This window comes from Streptomyces peucetius, from assembly GCF_025854275.1.
Taxonomy (GTDB): domain Bacteria; phylum Actinomycetota; class Actinomycetes; order Streptomycetales; family Streptomycetaceae; genus Streptomyces; species Streptomyces peucetius_A.
Genome location: NZ_CP107567.1, coordinates 4,254,685 through 4,274,915 on the forward strand (window position 1 = coordinate 4,254,685; position 20,231 = coordinate 4,274,915).

20 protein-coding genes are annotated in these 20,231 nt (G+C 72.2%); 14 read left to right on the plus strand and 6 right to left on the minus strand.

Going from position 1 to position 20,231, the window contains the following annotated elements; translation table 11 throughout:
* Window positions 1-20 precede the first annotated feature (20 nt).
* The 11 genes from OGH68_RS19630 to OGH68_RS19675 all read left to right on the plus strand — a co-directional run bounded on the left by OGH68_RS19630 (window position 21) and on the right by OGH68_RS19675 (window position 10,753).
* Complete coding sequence (locus OGH68_RS19630; protein WP_264245753.1) at window positions 21-1,517, plus strand: MFS transporter; 1,497 nt, start codon at window positions 21-23, stop codon at window positions 1,515-1,517.
* Between the two features lie 11 nt (window positions 1,518-1,528).
* A complete protein-coding gene (locus OGH68_RS19635) occupies window positions 1,529-1,942 on the plus strand; it encodes a DUF3151 domain-containing protein (RefSeq protein ID WP_264245754.1) in 414 nt (137 codons plus the stop codon).
* Window positions 1,943-2,422: 480 nt separating this feature from the next.
* A complete protein-coding gene (locus OGH68_RS36180; protein WP_319020224.1) occupies window positions 2,423-2,863 on the plus strand; it encodes a hypothetical protein in 441 nt (146 codons plus the stop codon).
* Entirely contained in the window at window positions 2,860-3,204 is a 345-nt protein-coding gene (locus tag OGH68_RS36185) for a DUF3152 domain-containing protein (RefSeq protein WP_319020225.1), read from the plus strand. The genes OGH68_RS36180 and OGH68_RS36185 overlap by 4 nt, the downstream gene beginning before the upstream one ends.
* A gap of 87 nt (window positions 3,205-3,291) precedes the next feature.
* Window positions 3,292-4,110 carry a tryptophan 2,3-dioxygenase family protein gene (locus tag OGH68_RS19645; RefSeq protein WP_264245756.1) on the plus strand — a complete coding sequence of 273 codons (819 nt, stop codon included), beginning with the start codon at window positions 3,292-3,294 and terminating at the stop codon, window positions 4,108-4,110.
* Complete coding sequence (gene kynU, locus OGH68_RS19650) at window positions 4,103-5,290, plus strand: kynureninase (RefSeq protein WP_264245757.1); 1,188 nt, start codon at window positions 4,103-4,105, stop codon at window positions 5,288-5,290. The genes OGH68_RS19645 and kynU overlap by 8 nt, the downstream gene beginning before the upstream one ends.
* A gap of 286 nt (window positions 5,291-5,576) precedes the next feature.
* On the plus strand, window positions 5,577-6,449 hold the full coding sequence (locus OGH68_RS19655) for an alpha/beta hydrolase (protein WP_264250174.1): 873 nt from the start codon (window positions 5,577-5,579) through the stop codon (window positions 6,447-6,449).
* A 52-nt stretch (window positions 6,450-6,501) separates the two neighbouring features.
* Window positions 6,502-7,323, plus strand: a complete 822-nt coding sequence (locus OGH68_RS19660; RefSeq protein ID WP_264245758.1) for an NAD(P)H-binding protein — start codon at window positions 6,502-6,504, stop codon at window positions 7,321-7,323.
* Between the two features lie 190 nt (window positions 7,324-7,513).
* Window positions 7,514-8,860: a sensor histidine kinase gene (locus OGH68_RS19665; RefSeq protein WP_264245760.1), complete on the plus strand. Its 1,347-nt coding sequence runs from the start codon at window positions 7,514-7,516 to the stop codon at window positions 8,858-8,860.
* The gene (locus tag OGH68_RS19670) at window positions 8,857-9,516 is read left to right on the plus strand and encodes a response regulator (RefSeq protein ID WP_264245761.1); all 660 of its coding nucleotides are present in this window, start codon (window positions 8,857-8,859) and stop codon (window positions 9,514-9,516) included. The genes OGH68_RS19665 and OGH68_RS19670 overlap by 4 nt, the downstream gene beginning before the upstream one ends.
* Window positions 9,517-9,535: 19 nt before the next feature.
* Window positions 9,536-10,753, plus strand: coding sequence for a cytochrome P450 (locus OGH68_RS19675; protein WP_264245762.1), 1,218 nt, complete (start codon window positions 9,536-9,538; stop codon window positions 10,751-10,753).
* A gap of 724 nt (window positions 10,754-11,477) precedes the next feature.
* Here the strand turns inward: OGH68_RS19675 and OGH68_RS19680 are convergent.
* Together OGH68_RS19680 and OGH68_RS19685 are read right to left on the minus strand one after the other, a co-directional pair.
* Window positions 11,478-13,136: an ABC transporter permease gene (locus OGH68_RS19680; RefSeq protein WP_264245763.1), complete on the minus strand. Its 1,659-nt coding sequence runs from the start codon at window positions 13,134-13,136 to the stop codon at window positions 11,478-11,480.
* On the minus strand, window positions 13,133-14,065 hold the full coding sequence (locus OGH68_RS19685; protein ID WP_264245764.1) for an ABC transporter ATP-binding protein: 933 nt from the start codon (window positions 14,063-14,065) through the stop codon (window positions 13,133-13,135). The genes OGH68_RS19680 and OGH68_RS19685 overlap by 4 nt, the downstream gene beginning before the upstream one ends.
* Before the next feature lie 88 nt (window positions 14,066-14,153).
* Here OGH68_RS19685 and OGH68_RS19690 point away from each other — a divergent pair, with 88 nt between their 5' ends.
* Window positions 14,154-14,663 carry a GbsR/MarR family transcriptional regulator gene (locus OGH68_RS19690; protein WP_413471006.1) on the plus strand — a complete coding sequence of 170 codons (510 nt, stop codon included), beginning with the start codon at window positions 14,154-14,156 and terminating at the stop codon, window positions 14,661-14,663.
* 72 nt (window positions 14,664-14,735) lie between these two features.
* Here the strand turns inward: OGH68_RS19690 and OGH68_RS19695 are convergent, their stop codons facing one another.
* The 3 genes from OGH68_RS19695 to OGH68_RS19705 form a co-directional block, all read right to left on the minus strand.
* Window positions 14,736-15,080 (minus strand): hypothetical protein, encoded by a 345-nt coding sequence (locus tag OGH68_RS19695; protein WP_264245766.1) that lies wholly within the window; start codon window positions 15,078-15,080, stop codon window positions 14,736-14,738.
* A 103-nt stretch (window positions 15,081-15,183) separates the two neighbouring features.
* Window positions 15,184-15,810: a hypothetical protein gene (locus OGH68_RS19700; RefSeq protein ID WP_264245768.1), complete on the minus strand. Its 627-nt coding sequence runs from the start codon at window positions 15,808-15,810 to the stop codon at window positions 15,184-15,186.
* Window positions 15,811-15,837: 27 nt separating this feature from the next.
* On the minus strand, window positions 15,838-16,638 hold the full coding sequence (locus OGH68_RS19705; protein ID WP_264245771.1) for a diacylglycerol kinase: 801 nt from the start codon (window positions 16,636-16,638) through the stop codon (window positions 15,838-15,840).
* A gap of 153 nt (window positions 16,639-16,791) precedes the next feature.
* Here OGH68_RS19705 and OGH68_RS19710 point away from each other — a divergent pair, with 153 nt between their 5' ends.
* Window positions 16,792-18,075, plus strand: a complete 1,284-nt coding sequence (locus OGH68_RS19710) for an adenylosuccinate synthase (protein WP_264245773.1) — start codon at window positions 16,792-16,794, stop codon at window positions 18,073-18,075.
* 620 nt (window positions 18,076-18,695) lie between these two features.
* Entirely contained in the window at window positions 18,696-19,397 is a 702-nt protein-coding gene (locus OGH68_RS19715) for an AfsR/SARP family transcriptional regulator (protein WP_264245776.1), read from the plus strand.
* 62 nt (window positions 19,398-19,459) lie between these two features.
* Here the strand turns inward: OGH68_RS19715 and OGH68_RS19720 are convergent, their stop codons facing one another.
* On the minus strand, window positions 19,460-20,230 hold the full coding sequence (locus OGH68_RS19720; RefSeq protein ID WP_264245777.1) for an ABC transporter permease: 771 nt from the start codon (window positions 20,228-20,230) through the stop codon (window positions 19,460-19,462).
* Window position 20,231 lies beyond the last annotated feature (1 nt).

The window sequence follows — 20,231 nt, forward strand, 5'->3', positions numbered from 1 at the left end:
CGGCTGGGATGATCCCGGGTATGGACACCCGCCCCGGGGACATCAGACTGTCGTCGGCCACCGGCCGCTGGGTGATGCTGACGACCGTCCTCGGCTCCGGGATGGCGCTGCTCGACTCGACCGTCGTCAACGTCGCACTGCCCCGTATCGGCGCGGACCTCGATGCCGACCTGGCCGTCCTCCAGTGGACGGTCAACGCGTACATGCTGACGCTGGCGGCGCTGATCCTGCTCGGCGGGGCGCTCGGCGACCGCTACGGACGCCGCCGGATCTTCGTCCTCGGCGTGGTCTGGTTCGCCGTCGGCTCCCTGCTGTGCGGGATCGCGCCGAACGGAGGCGTGCTCGTCGCCGCCCGCGCGCTCCAGGGCATCGGCGGCGCCCTGCTCACCCCGGGATCGCTGGCGCTGATCCAGGCGAGCTTCCACCCGGACGACCGTTCCCGCGCGGTGGGCCTGTGGTCCGGGCTCGGCGGCGTCGGCGCGGCGATCGGGCCGTTCGTCGGCGGCTGGCTCGTCGACGGCCCCGGCTGGCGGTGGGTGTTCCTGCTCAATGTGCCGCTCGCCGTGCTGTGCGTGCCCGTGGCGCTGCGGCACGTGCCGGAGTCCCGCGACGCCAGGGCCACCGGCCGCTTCGACGTGCTCGGCGCGCTGCTGTGCGCCGTGGCACTGGGTCTCGTGACGTACGCGCTGATCGCCGAGGCCGTGTGGGCCGGGATCGTGGGCGTGGTGACGGGGGCGGCCTTCGTCCTGCGGGAACGGCGGACGCCCGAGCCGATGCTGCCCCTGTCGATCTTCGCGTCACGCCGGTTCACCGCCGTGAACGTGGTGACGCTCTGCGTGTACGCCGCGTTCGGCGGGTTCTTCTTCCTGATCGTGCTCCAGCTCCAGGTGGTGGCCGACTACTCGGCCCTCGCCGCCGGCACGGCGCTGCTGCCCACCACCGTGCTGATGCTGCTGCTGTCCGCGCGCTCCGGCGCACTGGGCGACCGCATCGGCCCCCGCATCCCGCTCACGGTCGGGCCGCTGCTCTGCGCGGCCGGGACGATGCTGACGCTGCGGATCGGCGAGGGCGCCTCCTACGTCACCGACGTGCTGCCCGCGATGCTGGTCATGGGCCTCGGCATGGTCACGCTCGTGGCGCCGCTGACCGCGACCGTGCTGGCGTCCGTGGAGACCGGCCGGGCGGGCATCGCCAGCGGCATCAACAACGCGGCGGCCCGCGCGGCCGGCCTGATCGCGGTGGCCGCGCTGCCCCTGCTGGCGGGCATGGGACCGGAGTCGTACCGCTCGGCGGCGGAGTTCGGGGAGACGTTCCGGCGGGCGATCCCGATGTGTGCGGGGGTGCTGGTGGCCGGAGCGCTCATCGCCTGGTGGACGGTACGGGTGCCGCCGGAGGAGGCCGCGGTCTGCCACCCCGAGTGCAAGGTCAACTGTGGTGTCGCGGCACCGCCGCTGGAACCGCCGGGCGCCGGGAAGACGCGTGGGGCCGGCGGCCCCGGAACCTCTCCCGACCTGTGAGACTGGGGACCATGTCGATCCACGAGAACCTGCTCGGGGGCCCGCCCCCGACCCACCTGCCCGACGAGCCCGGCCCGCGCGAGCTGCTGGCCGGCGGCACCGCCGCCGCCGACGTCGCCGCCCAGTACCCGACCAGCTCGCTCGCCTGGGCGCAGCTCGCCGACGACGCCTTCGAGAACGGCCGCGTCGTCGAGTCGTACGCCTACGCCCGCACCGGCTACCACCGCGGCCTCGACGCGCTGCGCCGCAACGGCTGGAAGGGCCACGGCCCGGTGCCGTGGGAGCACGAGCCCAACCGCGGCTTCCTGCGCGCGCTGAACGCGCTGGCGCGCGCGGCGGGCGCGATCGGCGAGAAGGAGGAGCACGAGCGCTGCACGACCTTCCTGCGCGACTCCTCCGAGACCGCGGCGGAGACGCTGCGCTGACCCGACCGTGGGGCCGGGCCCGGCGGGCGCAGGTGCAGGCCTGCGCCCGCCGGGTGGCATGCCGCAGGTGCAGGCCTGCACCCGCCGGGGCGGCGTGCCGCCGGCTGCACCGGCCGTGAGCCGGGCCTCCGGGCCCGGGACACCCGCCGTGAACGGGGGTGCGGCCCTGCGGCACCGTGCCGCAACCGTGCCGTCGCCGAGGGCCGGGGCCCGCGGCCCGGACGACCGGGGGCGCAGGTCAGCAGCCCGGTACGATCCCACGTCGTACTGCTCTTTCGCGTCTTTCGCGCATTCACAGCCGGTGCAGAGGCCCCCACACACCCTCTCCCCCCAAACGCCGGCCGGACACAGGGGGAGAGGTCTGTCGTGGGCCAGCGTGCCGCCGCCCGCCAGGGACGCAGCCGCAGACGGAGCCGTCGGAGTACGGGTCGGCGCCGTCCGACCGGACCGATAGTCCTGCTGGGCATCTGTCTTGCCCTCATGTCCGTGGGCGCGGGAGCCGCGCTCGCACACTGGCGCGGGGCCCCGCCCGCCGGGACCGCGGCCGGCGCTCCCGAGCCCGAGGTCTCGCCACTGACGTCCGCCGACGCGGGCGGCTCACCGCCGCCGTCGGAGAGTCCCAGGAGCTCGGCGAAGCCGAAGCCCGAGCCCGAGCCGTCACCGTCCCCCTCCCCGTCGAAGAGCAGGACGCCGGTCGTCCCCGCCTCCGGCCCCGGGACGTTCACCGTGGCGCAGGCCGGCGGCGAGGCGACCGGCGGTAGCGGCACGCTGCGCCGCTACCGGGTCGAGGTCGAGGACGGCATCGACGTCTCCGCACGGCAGGCCGCCGCCGAGATCCAGCAGATCCTCGCCCACCCGCGCGGCTGGCCGCAGGCGGCCGGGGCCGCTTCCAGCTCGTCTCGTCGGACGCCGACTTCGTGATCAGGATCGCGACCCCCGCCACCGCGGACAAGCTCTGCCTCGCCGTGGGTCTCGACACCGGCGGTGAACTGAACTGCGAGACCGTCGAGGATGTCGTGGTGAACCTGAAGCGCCGGCTGCTCGGCTCGCCCACCTTCGCCGGGACGCCCGCCGAGTACCGTCATCTGATCATCAACGACGAGGTCGGTCACGAGATCGGCATCCGGCAGCACCTGGGCTGCCCGGGCCCCGGCCGGCCCGCGCCGGTGATGATGCAGCAGATCAAGGGCCTGAACGGATGCGTCTCCAACGCCTGGCCGTACGACGACGAGGGGACCTATCTCACCGGTCCGCCCGCATGAACTTCTGTTTATGATGCCGGTGGGGACCGGGGCCCACACCGGAACAGGAAGGGGCGGACCGCTACCCGGATCGTCGAGGAGACAGCGATGTCACATGACGCCGCCCCGAATCTGGACTTCGCGGGCACCACGCCGTACGAGGACTACGTCCAGGCGGACGTCCTCACCCACCTCCAGCATCCGCGGTCGGACGACCCCGGCGAGATGGTCTTCCTGGTCACCACCCAGGTCATGGAGCTGTGGTTCACCGTCGTCGTCCACGAGTGGGAGACCGCCGCACGCGCCCTGCGCGAGGACCGGATCCCCGTTGCGATGGACGCGCTGAAGCGGTCACTGCGCGAGCTGGAGGCGCTCAACGCCTCGTGGAAGCCGATCGCCAACCTGACGCCCGCGCAGTTCAACGCCTACCGTGACGCCCTCGGCGAGGGCTCCGGCTTCCAGTCCGCGATGTACCGGCGGATGGAGTTCCTGCTCGGCGACAAGTCCGCGTCCATGCTCGTACCGCACCGTGGCGCCGCGCGCGTCCACGCAGAGCTGGAGAAGGCGCTGCACGAGCCGAGCCTCTACGACGAGGTGCTGCGGCTCCTCGCACGGCGTGGGTACGCGGTGCCGGCCGAGGTGCTGGAGCGGGACCTGTCGCAGAAGTACGAACCGTCGGAGGCGGTCGAGCAGGTCTGGGCCGAGGTGTACTCGGGCGACCAGGAGACCGAACTCGTACGGCTCGGCGAGGCGCTCACCGACGTCGGCGAGCTCGTGTGGCGATGGCGCAACGACCACCTCGTGGCGACCCGGCGGGCCATGGGCTCCAAGGTCGGCACCGGCGGCTCCGCCGGTGTGGCCTGGCTCGAGAAGCGCGCCGGGAAGAACGTCTTCCCCGAGCTGTGGACGGCGCGCAGCCATGTCTGAGTCCCTGGCCCGGAAGGCCGCGGCGCTCGACGCCGCAGACGAACTCGCCGGTGCGCGAAAGCTGTTCACCCTCGACGACACGGTCTACCTCGACGGCAACTCGCTCGGCGCGCTGCCCGCGCACGTCCCCGAGCGGGTCGCCGACGTCGTGAACCGCCAGTGGGGGCAGCTGCGCATCCGCTCCTGGACCGAGGGCGACTGGTGGACCGCGCCCGAGCGGATCGGCGACCGGATAGCGCCCCTGGTGGGCGCGGCGACCGGGCAGATCGTGGTCGGCGACTCCACCAGCGTCAACGTCTTCAAGGCCGTCGTCGGTGCGGTACGGCTCGTCGACGACCCTGCCCGTACGGACATCCTGGTCGACGCGACGACGTTCCCCACCGACGGGTACATCGCGTCCTCCGCCGCCCGGATGACCGGTCACCGGATCGTGCCCGTCGACCCGTCGGACCTCGCGTCGGCGCTCGGCCCGGCCACGGCCGTGGTGCTCCTCAACCACGTCGACTACCGCTCCGGCCGGCTCCACGACCTGCCCGGTCTCACGGCGGCGATCCAGGACACGGGCGCCCTCGCGGTCTGGGACCTGTGCCACAGCGCGGGCGCGCTGCCGGTCGGTCTCGACGCGCACGGCGTCGACCTCGCCGTCGGCTGCACCTACAAGTACCTGAACGGCGGGCCCGGTTCGCCCGCGTACCTGTACGTCGCCGAGCGGCATCAGGCGTCCTTCGACTCGCCCCTGCCCGGGTGGACGTCGCACGCCGACCCGTTCGCGATGACACCAGGCTACGAGGCGGCCGCCGGGTCGACCCGCGGCCGGGTCGGCACGCCCGACATCCTGTCCATGCTCGCCCTCGAGGCGGCGCTGGACGTCTGGGACGGGATCGCGATCGAGGCCGTGCGGGCCAAGAGCCTGGCGCTGACGGACTTCTTCCTGGAGTGCGTCGAGGCGTACGTCCCGGCGGGCCGGGTCACGTCCCTGACCCCGGCGGACCACGCCGCCCGCGGCAGCCAGGTCGCCCTGCGGTGCGGGGACGCGCCGCGGGTCATGGAGGAGCTCATCGCCCGGGGCGTCGTGGGGGACCTGCGGCGGCCGGACGTGCTGCGGTTCGGATTCACGCCGCTGTACGTGGGGTTCGCGGACACGGAACGCGCGGCGCGGGTCCTGGCGGACGTGCTGTAGCCCTGCGGGTCCGGGCCGGGCCGGGCCGGCCCGGACCGCTGCGCGGAGCCGTTCCCCACCCCGCCCCTTCCCGAACCGGGGGCTCCGTCCCCGGACCCCCGCGCCTCAATCGCCGGCGAGGCTGGAGAATCCAGCCCGCCCGGCGATTGAGGGCCCGCGCGAAGCGCGGTACGGGGTCCGGGGCTTGCCCCGGAACGGCCGGGCCCGCCGCCTCGCGGTCCGGGCTGGTAGCGTCCGCGCTGGTCAGGTGGAACAGGCCACCACCGCGGGACTGTTGGAGCAGCGCATGCCGGACCCCGTCGCCCGTGACGCCGCCGAGGAAGCGTCGGCGATGTCGCATCCCGCCGTCGCGCCGGACGCATCCGCCGCGTACGGGGAGCACCCCGACCAGGTCGTCGACTTCTACGCGCCCCAAAGCGCGCACGCCACCGTGCCGCTGGTGGTCGTGCTGCACGGCGGGGCGTGGCGGGCGCCGTACGACCGGCGGCATGTGACGCCGTTCGCCGACTTCCTGGCGCGCCGCGGCCTGGCCGTCGCCAACGTCGAGTACCGGCGCGGCCGGGACATCCCGCAGCAGCGCGGCGAGGCGGGCCCGGTCGCCGGGCGGTGGCCGGAGACGTTCGACGACGTGGCCGCCGCGCTCGACGCGCTGCCGGACCTGGTGCGCGAGGCGCTGCCGCAGGCGGACCCGCGGCGGATCGTGGTGACCGGGCACTCCGCGGGCGGCCATCTCGCGCTGTGGGCGGCCGCCCGGCACGTGCTGCCGGCCGGCTCGCCGTGGCGGCTGGCCGCGCCGCCCCCGCTGCGCGGCGTCGTCGCGCTCGCGCCGGTCGCGGACTTCGGCGTGGCGGTGGAGCTCGGCGTGTGCGGCGGCGCGGTGCGGCAACTGCTGGGCGGTGAGGCGCAGTACGAGGAGCGGGCCGCGCACGCCGACCCGGCCGCGTTGCTGCCGACGGGCATCGCCACGGCCGTGGTGCAGGGCCGTACGGACATCGTCGTGCCGCAGGCGGTCGCGGAGGCGTACGTCGACGCTGCCGCGAAGGCGGGCGAGACGGTCGGGTGGACGCTGCTGGAGGACGTCGGGCACTTCCCGCTGATCGACCCGGCGGCTGACGCCTGCGCGGTGGTCGCGGAGGAGATCGCCCAACTCGCCTGGTGACGACCGGGGATCGCGGACAAAAGCTGACCGCAAGGCTTCGTACGTTCTTCCCATGACGAATCTCGTGACCGGAGCAACCGGAACCGTCGGCCGCCAGGTGGTGGCGGAGCTTCTGCGCCGTGGACAGTCCGTCCGCGCCCTGACCCGCGACCCCGCGAAGGCCGACTTCCCCGAAGGCGTCGAGGTCGTGCGGGGCGACCTCACCGACGCCGAGAGCCTGGCCCCCGCCCTGGAGGGCGTCACCGGCCTGCACCTGATCACCTTCGGTGGTCCGTATTTCGCCCCGCTGGAGACGGGGCCGCGCATCACCGCGCTGGCGAAGGCCGCCGGCGTGCGACGTGTCACCGTGCTGCACGGCGGCGGCCCGAGCCAGCTCGAGGACGCGGTCCGCGAGAGCGACCTCGCCTGGACGGTGCTGATGCCGGTCGAGTTCATGGCGAACGCCCTCGAGTGGGCGGACGCGATCCGCGCCGACGGCGAGGTGCGTGAGCCGTTCGCGGGCCGGCTGAGTGCCATGGTGCACGAGGCCGACATCGGCGCCGTCGCGGCCGTCGCCCTGACCGAGGACGGGCACGGCGGGCAGGAGTACGTGATCACGGGCCCGCAGGTGCTGACCCTTGAGGACAAGGTCGCCGCGCTGTCCGCCGCCCGGGGCCGGAAGATCCGGCTCGTCGAACTGAGCGAGCAGCAGGCGGTCGAGCAGTGGAGGGCCGCGGGGCAGCCGGAGGACGTCATCGGCTTCCTGCTGGAGGCGTACGGCAACACCCCGCCCGTCGGCCGTACCGTCGTCGACACCGTGGAGAAGGTCACCGGCCGGCCGGCCCGGACCTTCGCCGAGTGGGCCGAGGAGCACGCGGACGCGTTCCGGGCCTGACGCGGACGGGACGCGGTACCGGTACGGGTACGGGCACGTTCCTCGGGAGGCGGCCCTGCCCGTACCCGTCATAGCTGAGAGCCAGGCGGCGGTCTTCGCCCACGAGCCGGGTCCGGTGTGTCCCGCCGGCTACTGAAACCCCGGGCCCCACCAGGTAGTACTCAAGGCGGAGGCCCCAGGATCCGCAGTGATGCTGACGACCGGGGCCCTGCCGCCCGCTTACCTTCATTACGTGACCCAGAAGACCCGCAGCCCCGAATACGACCTGGCCCAAGGAGCACTCAGCGGCCTCCGCCAGGACCTCTTCCACGACGCGTTCGCCTACGGGCCGCTGCCGCCGCTGAGCGCCGAAGGGCCGCTGGTCCGCCGGCTGCCGGGCGAGCGGATACGCCGGGGCGCGGTGTGGCTGCCGCACGCCGTGGTGCTGTTCCTCGCCCTGTGCACCCTGCTGCTCGCCTACGCCGACGACGAGGGCGGCCTCGCCTTCGTCATCGGCGGCTTCGTCCCCGCGGTGGCGGTCGCGATGACCCTGGTCAGGCCCGTGGGCGCCTGGTGGGTGTCGATCGCGAGCACTCCCTTCGTGGCGGTGCTGGGCTCCTGGGACGACTGGCCCTGGGCGCCCGCCGGGTTCCTGTCCCACCTGACCGTGCTGGTCGTCGTGGCCCTGCGGACCCGCCCCCGGACGGCCGCCTGGATGTGGCTGATCACCGCGGCGTACGGGATGTTCGCCGACACCGTGATCAGCCGCGGCTACGGCCCCGGCGCCGCGCCCATGCTGTTCACCTCCGCGGTCCTGCTGCTCATGGTGAGCATGATCCTGGTCCGGCGTGAGGCGAAGCAGGAGGTCGCAGCCCAGCAGACGGTCACCGCCACCGAACGCGACCGGCGCACCCTGCTGGAGGAGCGCACGACCATCGCACGCGAACTGCACGACGTGGTCGCCCACCACATGTCGGTCGTCGCCATCCAGGCGGAGGCCGCGCCCTACCGGGTGGAGAACCCGCCGGAGGAACTGGAGAAGGCGTTCGCCACGATCCGGGAGAACGCGGTGGCCGCGCTGACCGAGCTGCGCCGCATCCTCGGCGTCGTACGCGCGGAGGACTACCAGGCGCCCGACGCCCCGCAGCCGGTCCTCGCCGACCTCGACCATCTGCTGTCCAACGTCCGCGAGGCAGGTCTCGAGACCGAGAAGACGATCACCGGCGCGGTGCGTGAACTGCCGCAGGGCGTGGAGCTGTCCGCGTACCGGATCATCCAGGAGGCGCTCAGCAACGCGCTGCGCCACGCGCCGGGCTCCGCCGCCAAGGTCGAGATCTCGTACGTGCTCGGCGGCCTGGGGCTGCGGATCGTCAACACCGCACCTCAGGGGCTGGTCAAACCGTCGCCCGGCGCGGGTCACGGCATCACGGGGATGCGGGAGCGTGTGACGATGCTGAACGGCGACATGACCGCCGAGCCGACGGAGGACGGCGGGTACGCGGTCACCGCGTTCATCCCCGTCGCCGCCCCCACCGCCGCCGCCGAGGAGACGTCATGACGATCCGGGTCCTCATCGTCGACGACCAGATAATGGTCCGCGAGGGTTTCTCCGTCCTGCTGAACGCCATGCCCGACATCGAGGTCATCGGCGAGGCGGTCAACGGCCGCGAGGCCGTCACCAAGGTCGCCGAGCTCGCGCCCGACGTCGTCCTGATGGACATCCGCATGCCGGAGCTGAACGGCATCGAGGCGACCCGCGAGATCGTCGCCGCGCACGCCGAGTCGAAGGTGCTGGTGCTCACCACCTTCGACCTGGACGAGTACGTGTACCAGGCGCTGCGCGCGGGGGCCTCCGGGTTCCTGCTGAAGGACGCCTCCGCCCGGCAGCTCGCCGACGGGGTACGGGTGGTCGCGGCCGGCGAGGCGCTGCTCGCGCCCACGGTCACCCGCCGCCTGATCACCGAGTTCTCCAAGCTCTCCGACACCCCGCGCCCCGCCGCGATGACGCAGGTCGCCGATCTGACGGAGCGCGAGACGGAGGTCCTGGTCCTGATCGCGCAGGGCCTGTCGAACGCGGAGATCGCCTCGCACCTGGTGGTTGCGGAGTCGACCATCAAGACGCATGTCAGCCGGGTCCTGGTGAAGCTCGGTCTCCGCGACCGGACGCAGGCGGCGGTGTTCGCGTACGAGGCGAGGCTGGTCACACCCGGGTAGCGGGGGCTAGCGTCCGGACATGGACGCTTCGGCCGACGTGCCCTTCGAACCCTGGTCGCCCTCGTTCGTCGCCGACCCGTACCCGGCCTTCGCCGAGCTGCGGGCGCGGGGGCGGGTGCACTGGTACGAGCCGACGCGGCAGTTCCTCGTACCCCACCACGCGGACGTGTCGGCGCTGCTGCGGGACCGGCGGCTGGGGCGGACGTATCTGCACCGCTTCACCCACGAGGAGTTCGGCCGCACTCCGCCGCCCGCCGCGCACGAGCCGTTCCACACCCTCAACGACCACGGGCTGCTGGATCTGGAGGCCCCCGACCACACCCGGATCCGCCGCCTGGTGACGAAGGCGTTCACCCCGCGGACCGTGCAGGCGCTCGAACCGGTCGTGCGGCGGCTGGCGGCCGGCCTGGTCGCCGACTTCAAGAAGGCGGGCGGAGGCGACCTCCTCGCGGAGGTGGCCGAGCCCCTGCCGGTGGCCGTGATCGCGGAGATGCTGGGCATCCCGGAGGCCGACCGCCCGCTGCTGCGGCCCTGGTCCGCGGACATCTGCGGCATGTACGAGCTGAACCCGCCGCAGGAGACGGCGGCGCGGGCGGTACGGGCGTCCCTCGAATTCAGCGCGTATCTGAGGGAGTTGATCGCGGTACGGCGTGCGGATCCGGGCGAGGACCTCATCTCCGCGCTGATCGCCGCGCACGAGGAAGGTGACCGGCTCAGCGAGCAGGAGATGATCTCCACGTGCGTGCTGCTGCTGAACGCGGGGCACGAGGCGACGGTCAACACCACGGCGGGCGGATGGTGGACGCTCTTCCGCCACCCCGAGCAGCTGGCCGCGCTGAGGGCGGACCACTCGCTGCTGTCCACAGCTGTGGAAGAACTCATGCGGTACGACACCCCGCTCCAGCTCTTCGAGCGCTGGGTGCTCGACGACATCGAGATCGACGGCACGGTCGTACCGCGCGGCTCCGAACTGGCCCTCCTCTTCGGCTCCGCGAACCGCGACGGCACCCGCTTCGACCGCCCCGACACCCTCGACATCACCCGGCAGGACAACCCGCACGTGAGCTTCGGTGCGGGCATCCACTACTGCCTGGGCGCGCCGCTGGCCCGCATCGAACTGGCGGCGTCCTTCGGCGAGCTGCTGCGGGAGGCACCGGGGATGCGGCTGCTGGAGGAACCGCGGTGGAAGCGGGGCTTCGTCATCCGGGGGCTGGAGGAGCTCCGCGTCGAGCTGTGACGGGCGTCGCGGCACGGCGGGAGCGGGGCCTGTCCCCCTACCCGCCCCTTCCCGAAACCGGGCTCCGCCCGGACCCGTTTCCGGGGGCTCCGCCCCCGGGCCCCCGCGCCTCAAACGCCGTCGGGGCTGGAACTTGCCGGTCTCTGGGTGCGGCGGGACTGAATTTCGCGGAGCGAAATCAGCCCGTCCGGCGTTTGAGGACACCGCGCGGAGCGCGGTACCGGGGTCCGGGGCTTGCCCCCGATTCGGGAAGGGGCGGGTAGGAGAAAGGCCCGCCGCAGGCGCCACCCGCCCGCGCCCGCAACGCACCGCGCCTGACGCCCCCGCGCCCGCAACGCACCGCGCCTGACGCACCCGCACCCGCAACGCCCCCGCGCCCGCGCCCGCAACGCACCGCGCCTGACGCACCCGCACCCGCAACGCCCCCGCGCCCGCGCCCGCAACGCACCGCGCCTGACGCACCCGCACCCGCAACGCCCCCGCGCCCGCGCCCGCAACGCACCGCGCCTGACGCACCCGCACCCGCAACGCCCCCGCGCCCGCGCCCGCAACGCACCGCGCCTGACGCACCCGCACCCGCAACGCCCCCGCGCCCGCGCCCGCAACGCACCGCGCCTGACGCACCCGCACCCGCAACGCCCCCGCGCCCGCGCCCGCAACGCACCGCGCCTGACGCACCCGCACCCGCAACGCCCCCGCGCCCGCAACGCACCGCGCCCGCCCGCTACTTCGTCTCCAGGTCCCGACTTCGGAACCCCTCCAGGCCGACCCACACCAGCCCCGCCGCCAGCAGCGTCAGGACCGCCATCGGCGTCCAGCTCATCTCCGCCGCCGGCAGCTGCGGCACATGCCCGAACGGCGAGATGTTGTTCATCCAAGCGGGGAACTGCAGCAGCCGCCCCAGGTACCCGACCACGAACGCGTACACCGGCACGATCCACGCCGCCGCACTCGCCCGCGGGAACCAGCCGAAGAGCACCACCGCGACCCCGACCGTGACCCACAGGGCCGGCGCGTACGCCAGGGCCGCGCCCAGCAGTGCGAGGAACAGTCCGCCGTCGGAGGCCGAGGCCGCCCCGGAGAGACCGAAACCGAGCCCTGCCAGCACCAGCAGTGCCGTGCCGCCGGTCATGGCCACGGCCAGGTGGCTGCCCACCCACCGGGTGCGGGACAGACCCGTCGCGAGCAGCGGCTCCGCCCGGCCCCCGGTCTCCTCGGACCGTGGCCGCAGCGCCGCCATCACGACGTACACCGACGCCACCACCGCGATGATGATCATCACCATCGAGGCGAACGACTCCGCCATCGTGGCGCCGCCGATCTCCTCCAGCGCCTCCTGGATCTGGTCGATGTTCTTCAGCATGTCCTCGGCGTCGCCGAGGATCGACCCGTACATCGCGCCCATCAGGAAGAGCCCGGCGCCGAAGCCGATGAGCATGCCGCGGTGCAGCCGCAGGGCGAAGCCCAGCGGACGGCTCAGGGCGTCGGACGCCACCGGGCTGCCGAGCCGCGAGGCGCGCAGGCCCGCGCCGACGTCCCGCCGGGTCGACAGGACGAAGCCCGCGGCGGCGCAGAGCCCGGCGAGCAGCAGGCACAGCAGCAGCGGCCACCAGCGGTTGTCGACGTAGGCGTACGTGCGTTGCGCCCAGCCGATCGGGGACAGCCAGGACAGCGCGTCGTTGCCGCCCGCGTCGCCGGCGGCGCGCAGCACATAGGCGATGCCGATGACGGCAAGCGCCATGCCGGAAGCGCCACGGGTGTGCGCGGTGATCTGCAAGGTGACGGCGGCGACGGCGGCGAAGGTCAGGCCCACGGCCGCGTGGGCGAAGCCGTAGAGCAGCGAGCCGCCGCCGTCGATGCCGTCGATGCCCAGTCCGCCGAGGCCGACGGCCAGCAGCAGGGCGAGCACGACGTTGGCGACGGCCGCGACGGTCAGCGCGGCCGCCAGGTGGGCGTGCCGTCCGACGGCGGCGGAGCGCACCAGTTCGGCGCGGCCCGTCTCCTCCTCGTCGCGGGTGTGCCGGGCGACGATCAGGACGCTCATCAGCGCGACCATGACGGCCATGAAGCCGAGCATCTGGTGGCCCAGCATGGCGCCGAAGTTGTAGTCGTCCAGATAGTGCCGGGGGCCGGTCATGGCGAGCCCGGCCGGGCTGTCCATGGTGGTGACGACCGAGGCGCGGTCCTCGGGATCGGCGTACAGCGTCTTGTAGTTGTTCGCCGTGGAGACCGTGCCGAGGAACAGCGCGACGATCCAGACGGGGAGCCGGACGCGGTCCCTGCGCAGGTCGAAACGGATCAGTGTGCCGGTTCCGGCCAGCGCGCCGCCGCCCGTGCGGGACCCGGCGGGTGCGGGTGCCTTGGTCGCGGTGGCGGTGCTCATCGGGTGCCTCCGTCGGCGGCGGCGCCCGTGCGTCCGTTGCCGGCGAGCTCGTCGCCGTAGTGCCGCAGCATCAGCTCTTCGAGCGTCGGCGGGTGGCTGATGAGGCTGCGGACGCCGAACTCGGAGAGCCGGCGGATCGCCCCGTCGAGCTGGTCGCCGTCCACGGCGAACCGCACCCGGCCGTCGTCGGTCCGTACCTCGTGGACGCCGGGCAGTCCGTCCAGTCCGGTGACCGGGCGGGTGGTCTCCGCCTCGACGGTCGTACGGGTGAGGTGCCGCATCTCGATCAGCGTCCCGGACTGCACGACCCGGCCGAGCCGGATGATGCTGACCCGGTCGGCGAGCTTCTCGACCTGGGCCAGGATGTGGCTGGACAGCAGGACGGTCTTGCCCGCGGCCTTCGCCTCCGTGATGACGTCCTGGAAGACGACCTCCATCAGCGGGTCGAGTCCGGCGGTCGGCTCGTCGAGGAGCAGCAGCTCCGCGTCGGACGCGAGGGCGGCGACGATGGCGACCTTCTGCCGGTTGCCCTTGGAGTAGGCCCGGCCCTTCTTGGTCGGGTCGAGGTCGAAGCGCTCGACGAGTTCGTCGCGGCGCCGCTTGTCGATGCCGCCGCGCAGCCGGGAGAGCAGGTCGATGGCCTCGCCGCCGGTGAGGCTCGGCCACAGTTCGACGTCACCGGGGACGTAGGCGAGGCGCCGGTGCAGTTCGACGGCGTCGTGCCAGGGATCCTTGCCGAGCAGCTGAGCCGCGCCCGAGTCGGCGCGCAGCAGCCCGAGCAGGACGCGGATCGTGGTCGACTTCCCGGCGCCGTTGGGCCCGAGGAAGCCGTGGACCTCACCGGCCCGGACCGTGAGGTCGAGACCGTCCAGCGCACGTGTCCGCCCGAACGACTTGTGGAGTCCGGAGACGGTGATTGCCTTCGTCATGTTTCAGAACGTACGCTCACTTCACAAATTTGTGAAGTTAGGAAGCGTATAAACTGGAGACGGAGCCGTGAACAGGGGAGATGATCCGGTGGTGACTGAACAGGCCGCGCCAGCGCAGCAGCCGCGTGACGAGGACGCGGTGTCGGCCTTCGTGGAGCGTTTCGCCGCCCAGCTCGTGGAGGCGGGCATGCCCCGGATGCCGTCCCGGGTCTTCGCCGCCCTCCTGGCTTCCGACGCCGGCGTCATGACCTCGGCGGAGCTGGGCGACGCGCTCCAGGTCAGCCCCGCCGCCGTGTCCGGCGCGATCCGCTATCTCGCCCAGGTCAACATGGTCACCCGCGAACGGGAGCCGGGCTCGCGCCGCGAGCGCTACCGCGTGCACAGCAACCAGTGGTACGAGGCGCTGACCAACCGCGACCAGATCCTCAAGCGCTGGGAGGGCACCCTGCGCGACGGCGTGGCGAGCCTCGGCCCCGAGACGGGGGCCGGCCGCAGGATGTCCGAGACGCTGGAGTTCTTCCAGTTCCTCGAGAAGGAGCTCGCATCCCTCATGGAACGCTGGCGCGAACACCGCGACCGCCTCTACGGCGACTCCTGACCCACCCCCGCCGACCCCACTGCCGGCCAGGGTGCACCCCGCAGATCGGCCCGGCCCGCCCAAGGGCCCCGCTCATCGTTTCGTGAGGTCGACAACCCGTGCCGCCGGAGGCACCGGCTCAGCCGGGCGACGACGGCGCGTCCACCAGCGGATCGCGCCGCCGATCAGTGAGACGGGAACGAGCACGAGGCCCGTCAGTCCCGCGGCCTCGACCACGTGGTTGGCGCGAGTGCCTTCCCAGTCGGCGTTGTAGAGGTCGCCCTTCCAGGGGCCGTACGACACGACGAAGCCCGTCTCCCAGTCGTCCAGCAGTGGACCGCGGTCCGGATCGCAGTGGTACGGGCCGGTCCGCTCGTGCCCGTCGAACGGGTCGGTCCAGCGGACGACGCAGTGGCCGTCGGCCTCCTCGCTCAGCACGGTGAGGTCGATCTGCGGATCACCGGCCGATGCCTCCGTGCCGGCGATGCCGAGTCCGAGGCAGAGCAGCGCCGCCGCCAGTGTCCAGCGGAACGCCCCACGTTCACTGCGGACCTTTCCGGTGGTGGGAGCCGCGGAGCCGGCGCCCGCGTGCTGCGGCTGCCGCGGTCTCCGGCGGCCCGCGAGCCCCAGCGCCTCGGCCTGCCGGACGAGGCAGGCGGGTTCGTTTCCCGCGGACGGGCTTGGCCCAGATCAGATGCTCGCCCCCGGGCGGGGCGAGGACACCGGCCCGGCCCGGTTCGCCGGCCCACCAGAGCTCACCCGCAGGGCCCGGATCGGCCAGTCCGTACCGCTGCTGCACGGCGACGACCTTGAGGGGCCACCGGTTGCCGCTGACCGGGTCGGTCAGCACGACGGTCGCAGCGTGCAGCGAACGCGGCACGGCGACGGCGGAGCAGGCCTGCCAAGGGCGGGAGGCGAGTGTGCGGCGCATCCTCCGCGAGAGGACCAGGGCGCCGAAGCCCACGGGGCACATCACGATGGCCACGCCCACCGCTCCGACGGCCAGGTCCTCGGCCGGCCCCTCCGGTGCGCCGGGCCCGAAGCCCAGGCCCAGCACGAGCAGGGCCGTGCTGGCGAGCGCCCATATGCCGGCCCGCTTCCGGTAGTCGTGCCAGGCGACCTCGGTCGCGATCAGGTCCGTCGCGACCCGTCTGCGGGTCCCGCTCACCGCACCTCCCCGTTCGTCGCGAGGAGACTATGCCACCGGCAGCGTCAGTCCCCAGGCCCCCGCGCGCACCGTCCACGTACGGGTACGGACCGGGCCCGTGACGTGTGCGTCCGCGCGGTAGCGGAAGTCCGGGCCGGAGACCGTGACCGACCGGGCGGTGGCGCGCAGCGGCTCCTGCTCCGTCCCGTGCCGTACGACGACCTCCGCGCTGCCGCCGAGCCCGGCGTGCACGGTCACGTCCTCCACCGGCCGGTCGAGGTCGGTCAGCAGGACGCCGTCCGCCTCGACCCGTAGCCGGTGCGTCCGGGCCGGAGCGGCCGCGGGGGCGGGGCGCACGAGCGTGCGGACCAGGGACCGGGCCGTCGTCCACACCGACACCGCCTCCGCCCGCGGGGCCCTGCGCGCCGCCGGGATCGTCAGGTCGCCCAGCACCACCCCGTCGCTCTCGTCCACCAGCAGGTCCAGCCGACGCGGGCTGCCGTCCAGCACGGCCCTGGCCGCCGCGACCGCCCCGGCGGGCACGCCGAGCGAGTGGGCGAGCCTCACCGAGGCGCCCACCGGGACCAGCGCGAGCACCCCGTCGCCCAGCCAGCGGTCACGGTGCAGCAGGGACACCGCGCGCAGCAGCGCCCGGTCGTCCCCCACCACCACCGGCCTGCGAGAACCCCTCCTGGCCAGGGCCCGGGCGAACTCCTCCGGACCCTGCGGGAAACAGATTTTCGCCTCCGACCCGCCGCACAGCACATCTTTCGCGATGCGCACGGACTCGCCGTCCAATCGGCGGGCGACCGGGTCGATGACCACCAGCAGCTGGTCGTGAGCCGACACCTCGGTCCTTCCTCGGGTAGCATCTTTGTGCAAGAGCCCCTTGCGCTATTGCGCCAGGGGCTTCGTCTATTCCGGGGCAACCTGTCCCAGGACTCAGGCACGGCTCCAGCCCCCTGACCTTGGTCTTGCCCCGCCCGGAAGGGGTGTACGCCTGTGCCCGCACTTGTGCTGCTCGGTGCTCAGTGGGGTGACGAAGGCAAGGGAAAGGCCACCGACCTGCTCGGTGGATCAGTCGACTATGTAGTGCGTTACCAGGGTGGCAACAACGCCGGCCACACGGTCGTCGTCGGCGACCAGAAGTATGCGCTGCATCTCCTCCCTTCCGGAATCCTCTCGCCCGGATGTACTCCGGTCATCGGTAACGGCGTCGTCGTGGACCCGGCGGTTCTGCTCTCCGAGCTGAGCGGGCTGAACGACCGCGGCGTGGACACGTCGAAGCTTCTGATCAGCGGAAACGCCCATCTGATCACCCCGTACAACGTCACCGTCGACAAGGTGACGGAACGGTTCCTGGGCAAGCGCAAGATCGGCACCACCGGCCGCGGCATCGGCCCGACGTACGCCGACAAGATCAACCGGGTCGGCATCCGCGTCCAGGACCTCTACGACGAGTCGATCCTGATGCAGAAGGTCGAGGCGGCCCTCGACACCAAGAACCAGCTCCTCACCAAGGTCTTCAACCGCCGCGCGATCGAGGCGGAGAAGATCGTCGAGGAGATGCTCCAGTACGCGGAGCAGATCCGGCCGTACGTCGCGGACACCACGCTGATCCTGAACAACGCCGTCGACGAGGGCAAGGTCGTCCTCTTCGAGGGCGGCCAGGGCACGCTCCTCGATGTCGACCACGGAACGTACCCGTTCGTGACGTCGAGCAACCCGACCGCGGGCGGCGCCTGCACCGGCGCCGGTGTGGGTCCGACGAAGATCAGCCGGGTCATCGGCATCCTCAAGGCGTACACCACGCGCGTCGGCGCGGGCCCGTTCCCGACGGAACTGTTCGACGAGGACGGCGAGGCGCTGCGCCGCATCGGCGGCGAGCGCGGTGTCACCACCGGCCGTGACCGCCGCTGCGGCTGGTTCGACGCGGTCATCGCCCGTTACGCGACCCGCGTCAACGGCCTGACCGACTTCTTCCTCACCAAGCTGGACGTGCTCACCGGCTGGGAGCAGATCCCGGTCTGCGTCGCCTACGAGATCGACGGCAAGCGCGTCGAGGAGCTGCCGTACTCGCAGACCGACTTCCACCACGCGAAGCCGGTGTACGAGATGCTGCCGGGCTGGTCCGAGGACATCACCAAGGCGAAGACCTTCGCCGATCTGCCGAAGAACGCGCAGGCGTACGTGAAGGCGCTGGAGGACATGTCCGGCGCCCCGATCTCGGCCATCGGCGTCGGCCCCGGCCGGACCGAGACGATCGAGATCAACTCGTTCCTGTGACCTGAACGTTTGCGTGGCCGGTGAGCGCTCGGCTCACCGGCCACGCGCGCGTGCGGGCGGCGAGTGGCCGAAGTGCTGTGCCGCGCCGCGGGAAAAGCCGTGATCAAGCCGAACTTGAGCCGAACTTCGCGGAAATGTCCTCCGCCGAGCGGAGGGTTCAGCGTCGCGAGAAGAGGCCGGACTCGCGGTAACAGGCCCCAACTGCCTGCTGATACCAGGTACTTGACCCCCGTCGTCGGCTGGTGGCGTTGACGTGGAGATTCGGCCATGGAATGGTGAGCGCGACAAGTCGGGGGGCAACAGTCGAAGTTCACGTACGCACCCTGCCTTGCCTTTGCAGGAATGAGCATCACGCGGGTGATCTCCGTCGCGTGAACCGTGACGGAATCCACCGCCACACTCATTGGGGATTCACCGGAGGCAAGGTGTTTGGCATAAACCTGCCACATCTCGCCGCTGATGTGAGGCTGAAGTGAGACGGGGATATGCTATTCACCATTCTTGGACCGCTCACGGTTCGGGGAGGCGCTGAGATCTGCTCGGGCATCCGCCGCGCGATTCTCACCGCTTTTCTCCTGCGGACCGGACAACCCATCGGGGTCACCGGACTTGCGGACCTGTTGTGGGACGAGCCACCGACCTCCGCCACGGCAAATATCCGCAGCCATCTCACGGGCCTGCGACGTGACCTCGACGAAGCCGAACCGGGCCTGAGCGGAAGGCTGAAGACCTACCGCGGCGTCCAGAGCGGCTACGGTCTCCAGATTCTCCCCGACGAATTCGACGTACCGAAATTCACCCTGGGAGCACGAAAGGGCCGGACCCTTCTCCTGCGGGGCGACGTCGAACCCGCCATCGCCGAACTCGAACAGGCCGTGGCCCTGTGGCGGGGCACGTTCGGGCAGGACCTGCCCTCGACACGATGGTTCGACGCCCATGTCACCGGCCTGAACAACGCCCGGTTCGACGCGTACCAGGACCTTTTCACCGCCTGCGTCCTCGCCGGCCGCACCGGGGCGCTCTCCTACCGGATCGAGAGCGTTCTCGCCGAGGCGCCCTACCGGCAGCGCCTGTGGGAACTCCTGGCCGCGGTCCACTGCATCGACGGCGACGCCGCCGGCGCCCTGTGCGTGATCAAGCGCTGCCAGGCGATGTTCGCCGACGACCTGGGCCTCGACCTGCCGCCCCATGTCGACGCCATGCGGGACGCCGCTCTCAGATGGGACCGCGACCAGGCCATGCGCCTCGTCGCGGGGCACCTGCTGTCGGCCGGCAGCGGTGGCCGACAGGGCATCACGGTCCCTCTGCAGGGACGTTCCTAGCGGGCAGCGGCCCCGGAGCAAGGGCGCCCCGTGGACGGAGGCGCCCTTCGGGTACGACGCCCTCACACGTCCCGGCGCCGTACCGCCAGATACCCCGCGGTCACCGAGACGGCGGTCCACGCCACCAGCACCGCCATGCCGCTCCAGGCGGTGAGCACGGTGTTGTCCGGCTGCTCCCTGAACAGGACGATCCCGCCCGCCACGTCCGGCAGGAACTGCGCAGCCTTCCGGACGCCGGGAATGTTGTTGAGGATCGTCGAGATCATGAAGAAGAGCGGCAGCAGGATGCTCATGGTGAGCGCGGAGCTGCGCAGCACGGTCGCGAGCCCCATCGAGAACAGACAGAGCAGCGTCGTGTAGAGCACCGCTCCGGCCATCCCCCTCAGCACCCCGTCGTCCAGGAGGGAGACGCTCTGCGGACCGCCCATCGCCATCTGAGTGGTGAAGAAGCTGACGCCCACGACGACGACGGAGGCGGCACACGCGGTCGCACCACCGGTGAGCAGCTTCGCCCCGTAGAAGACACCGCGTCTCGGCACGGCGGCGAGCGAGCTGCGGATCGTCCCCGTCGAGAACTCGCTGGTCACGATGAGCACGCCGAACACGACGAGCGCGGTCAGCCCGAGCCGGAGCCCGCTGAAGCCGGTGGAGACGGGATCGAACCCCGCCTTGGCCTCCGCGCTCATGTCCCCGTACGCGCCCCTCATGAAGTACCCCGTGAGCAGGGCGACGGCCACGCTCAGCAGGAGATAGGCGGCGAGGCTCCACACGGTGGACCGCAGGGTCCGGATCTTCGTCCACTCGAAGGTCATGGCCGCACTGGTGTCCGCCATC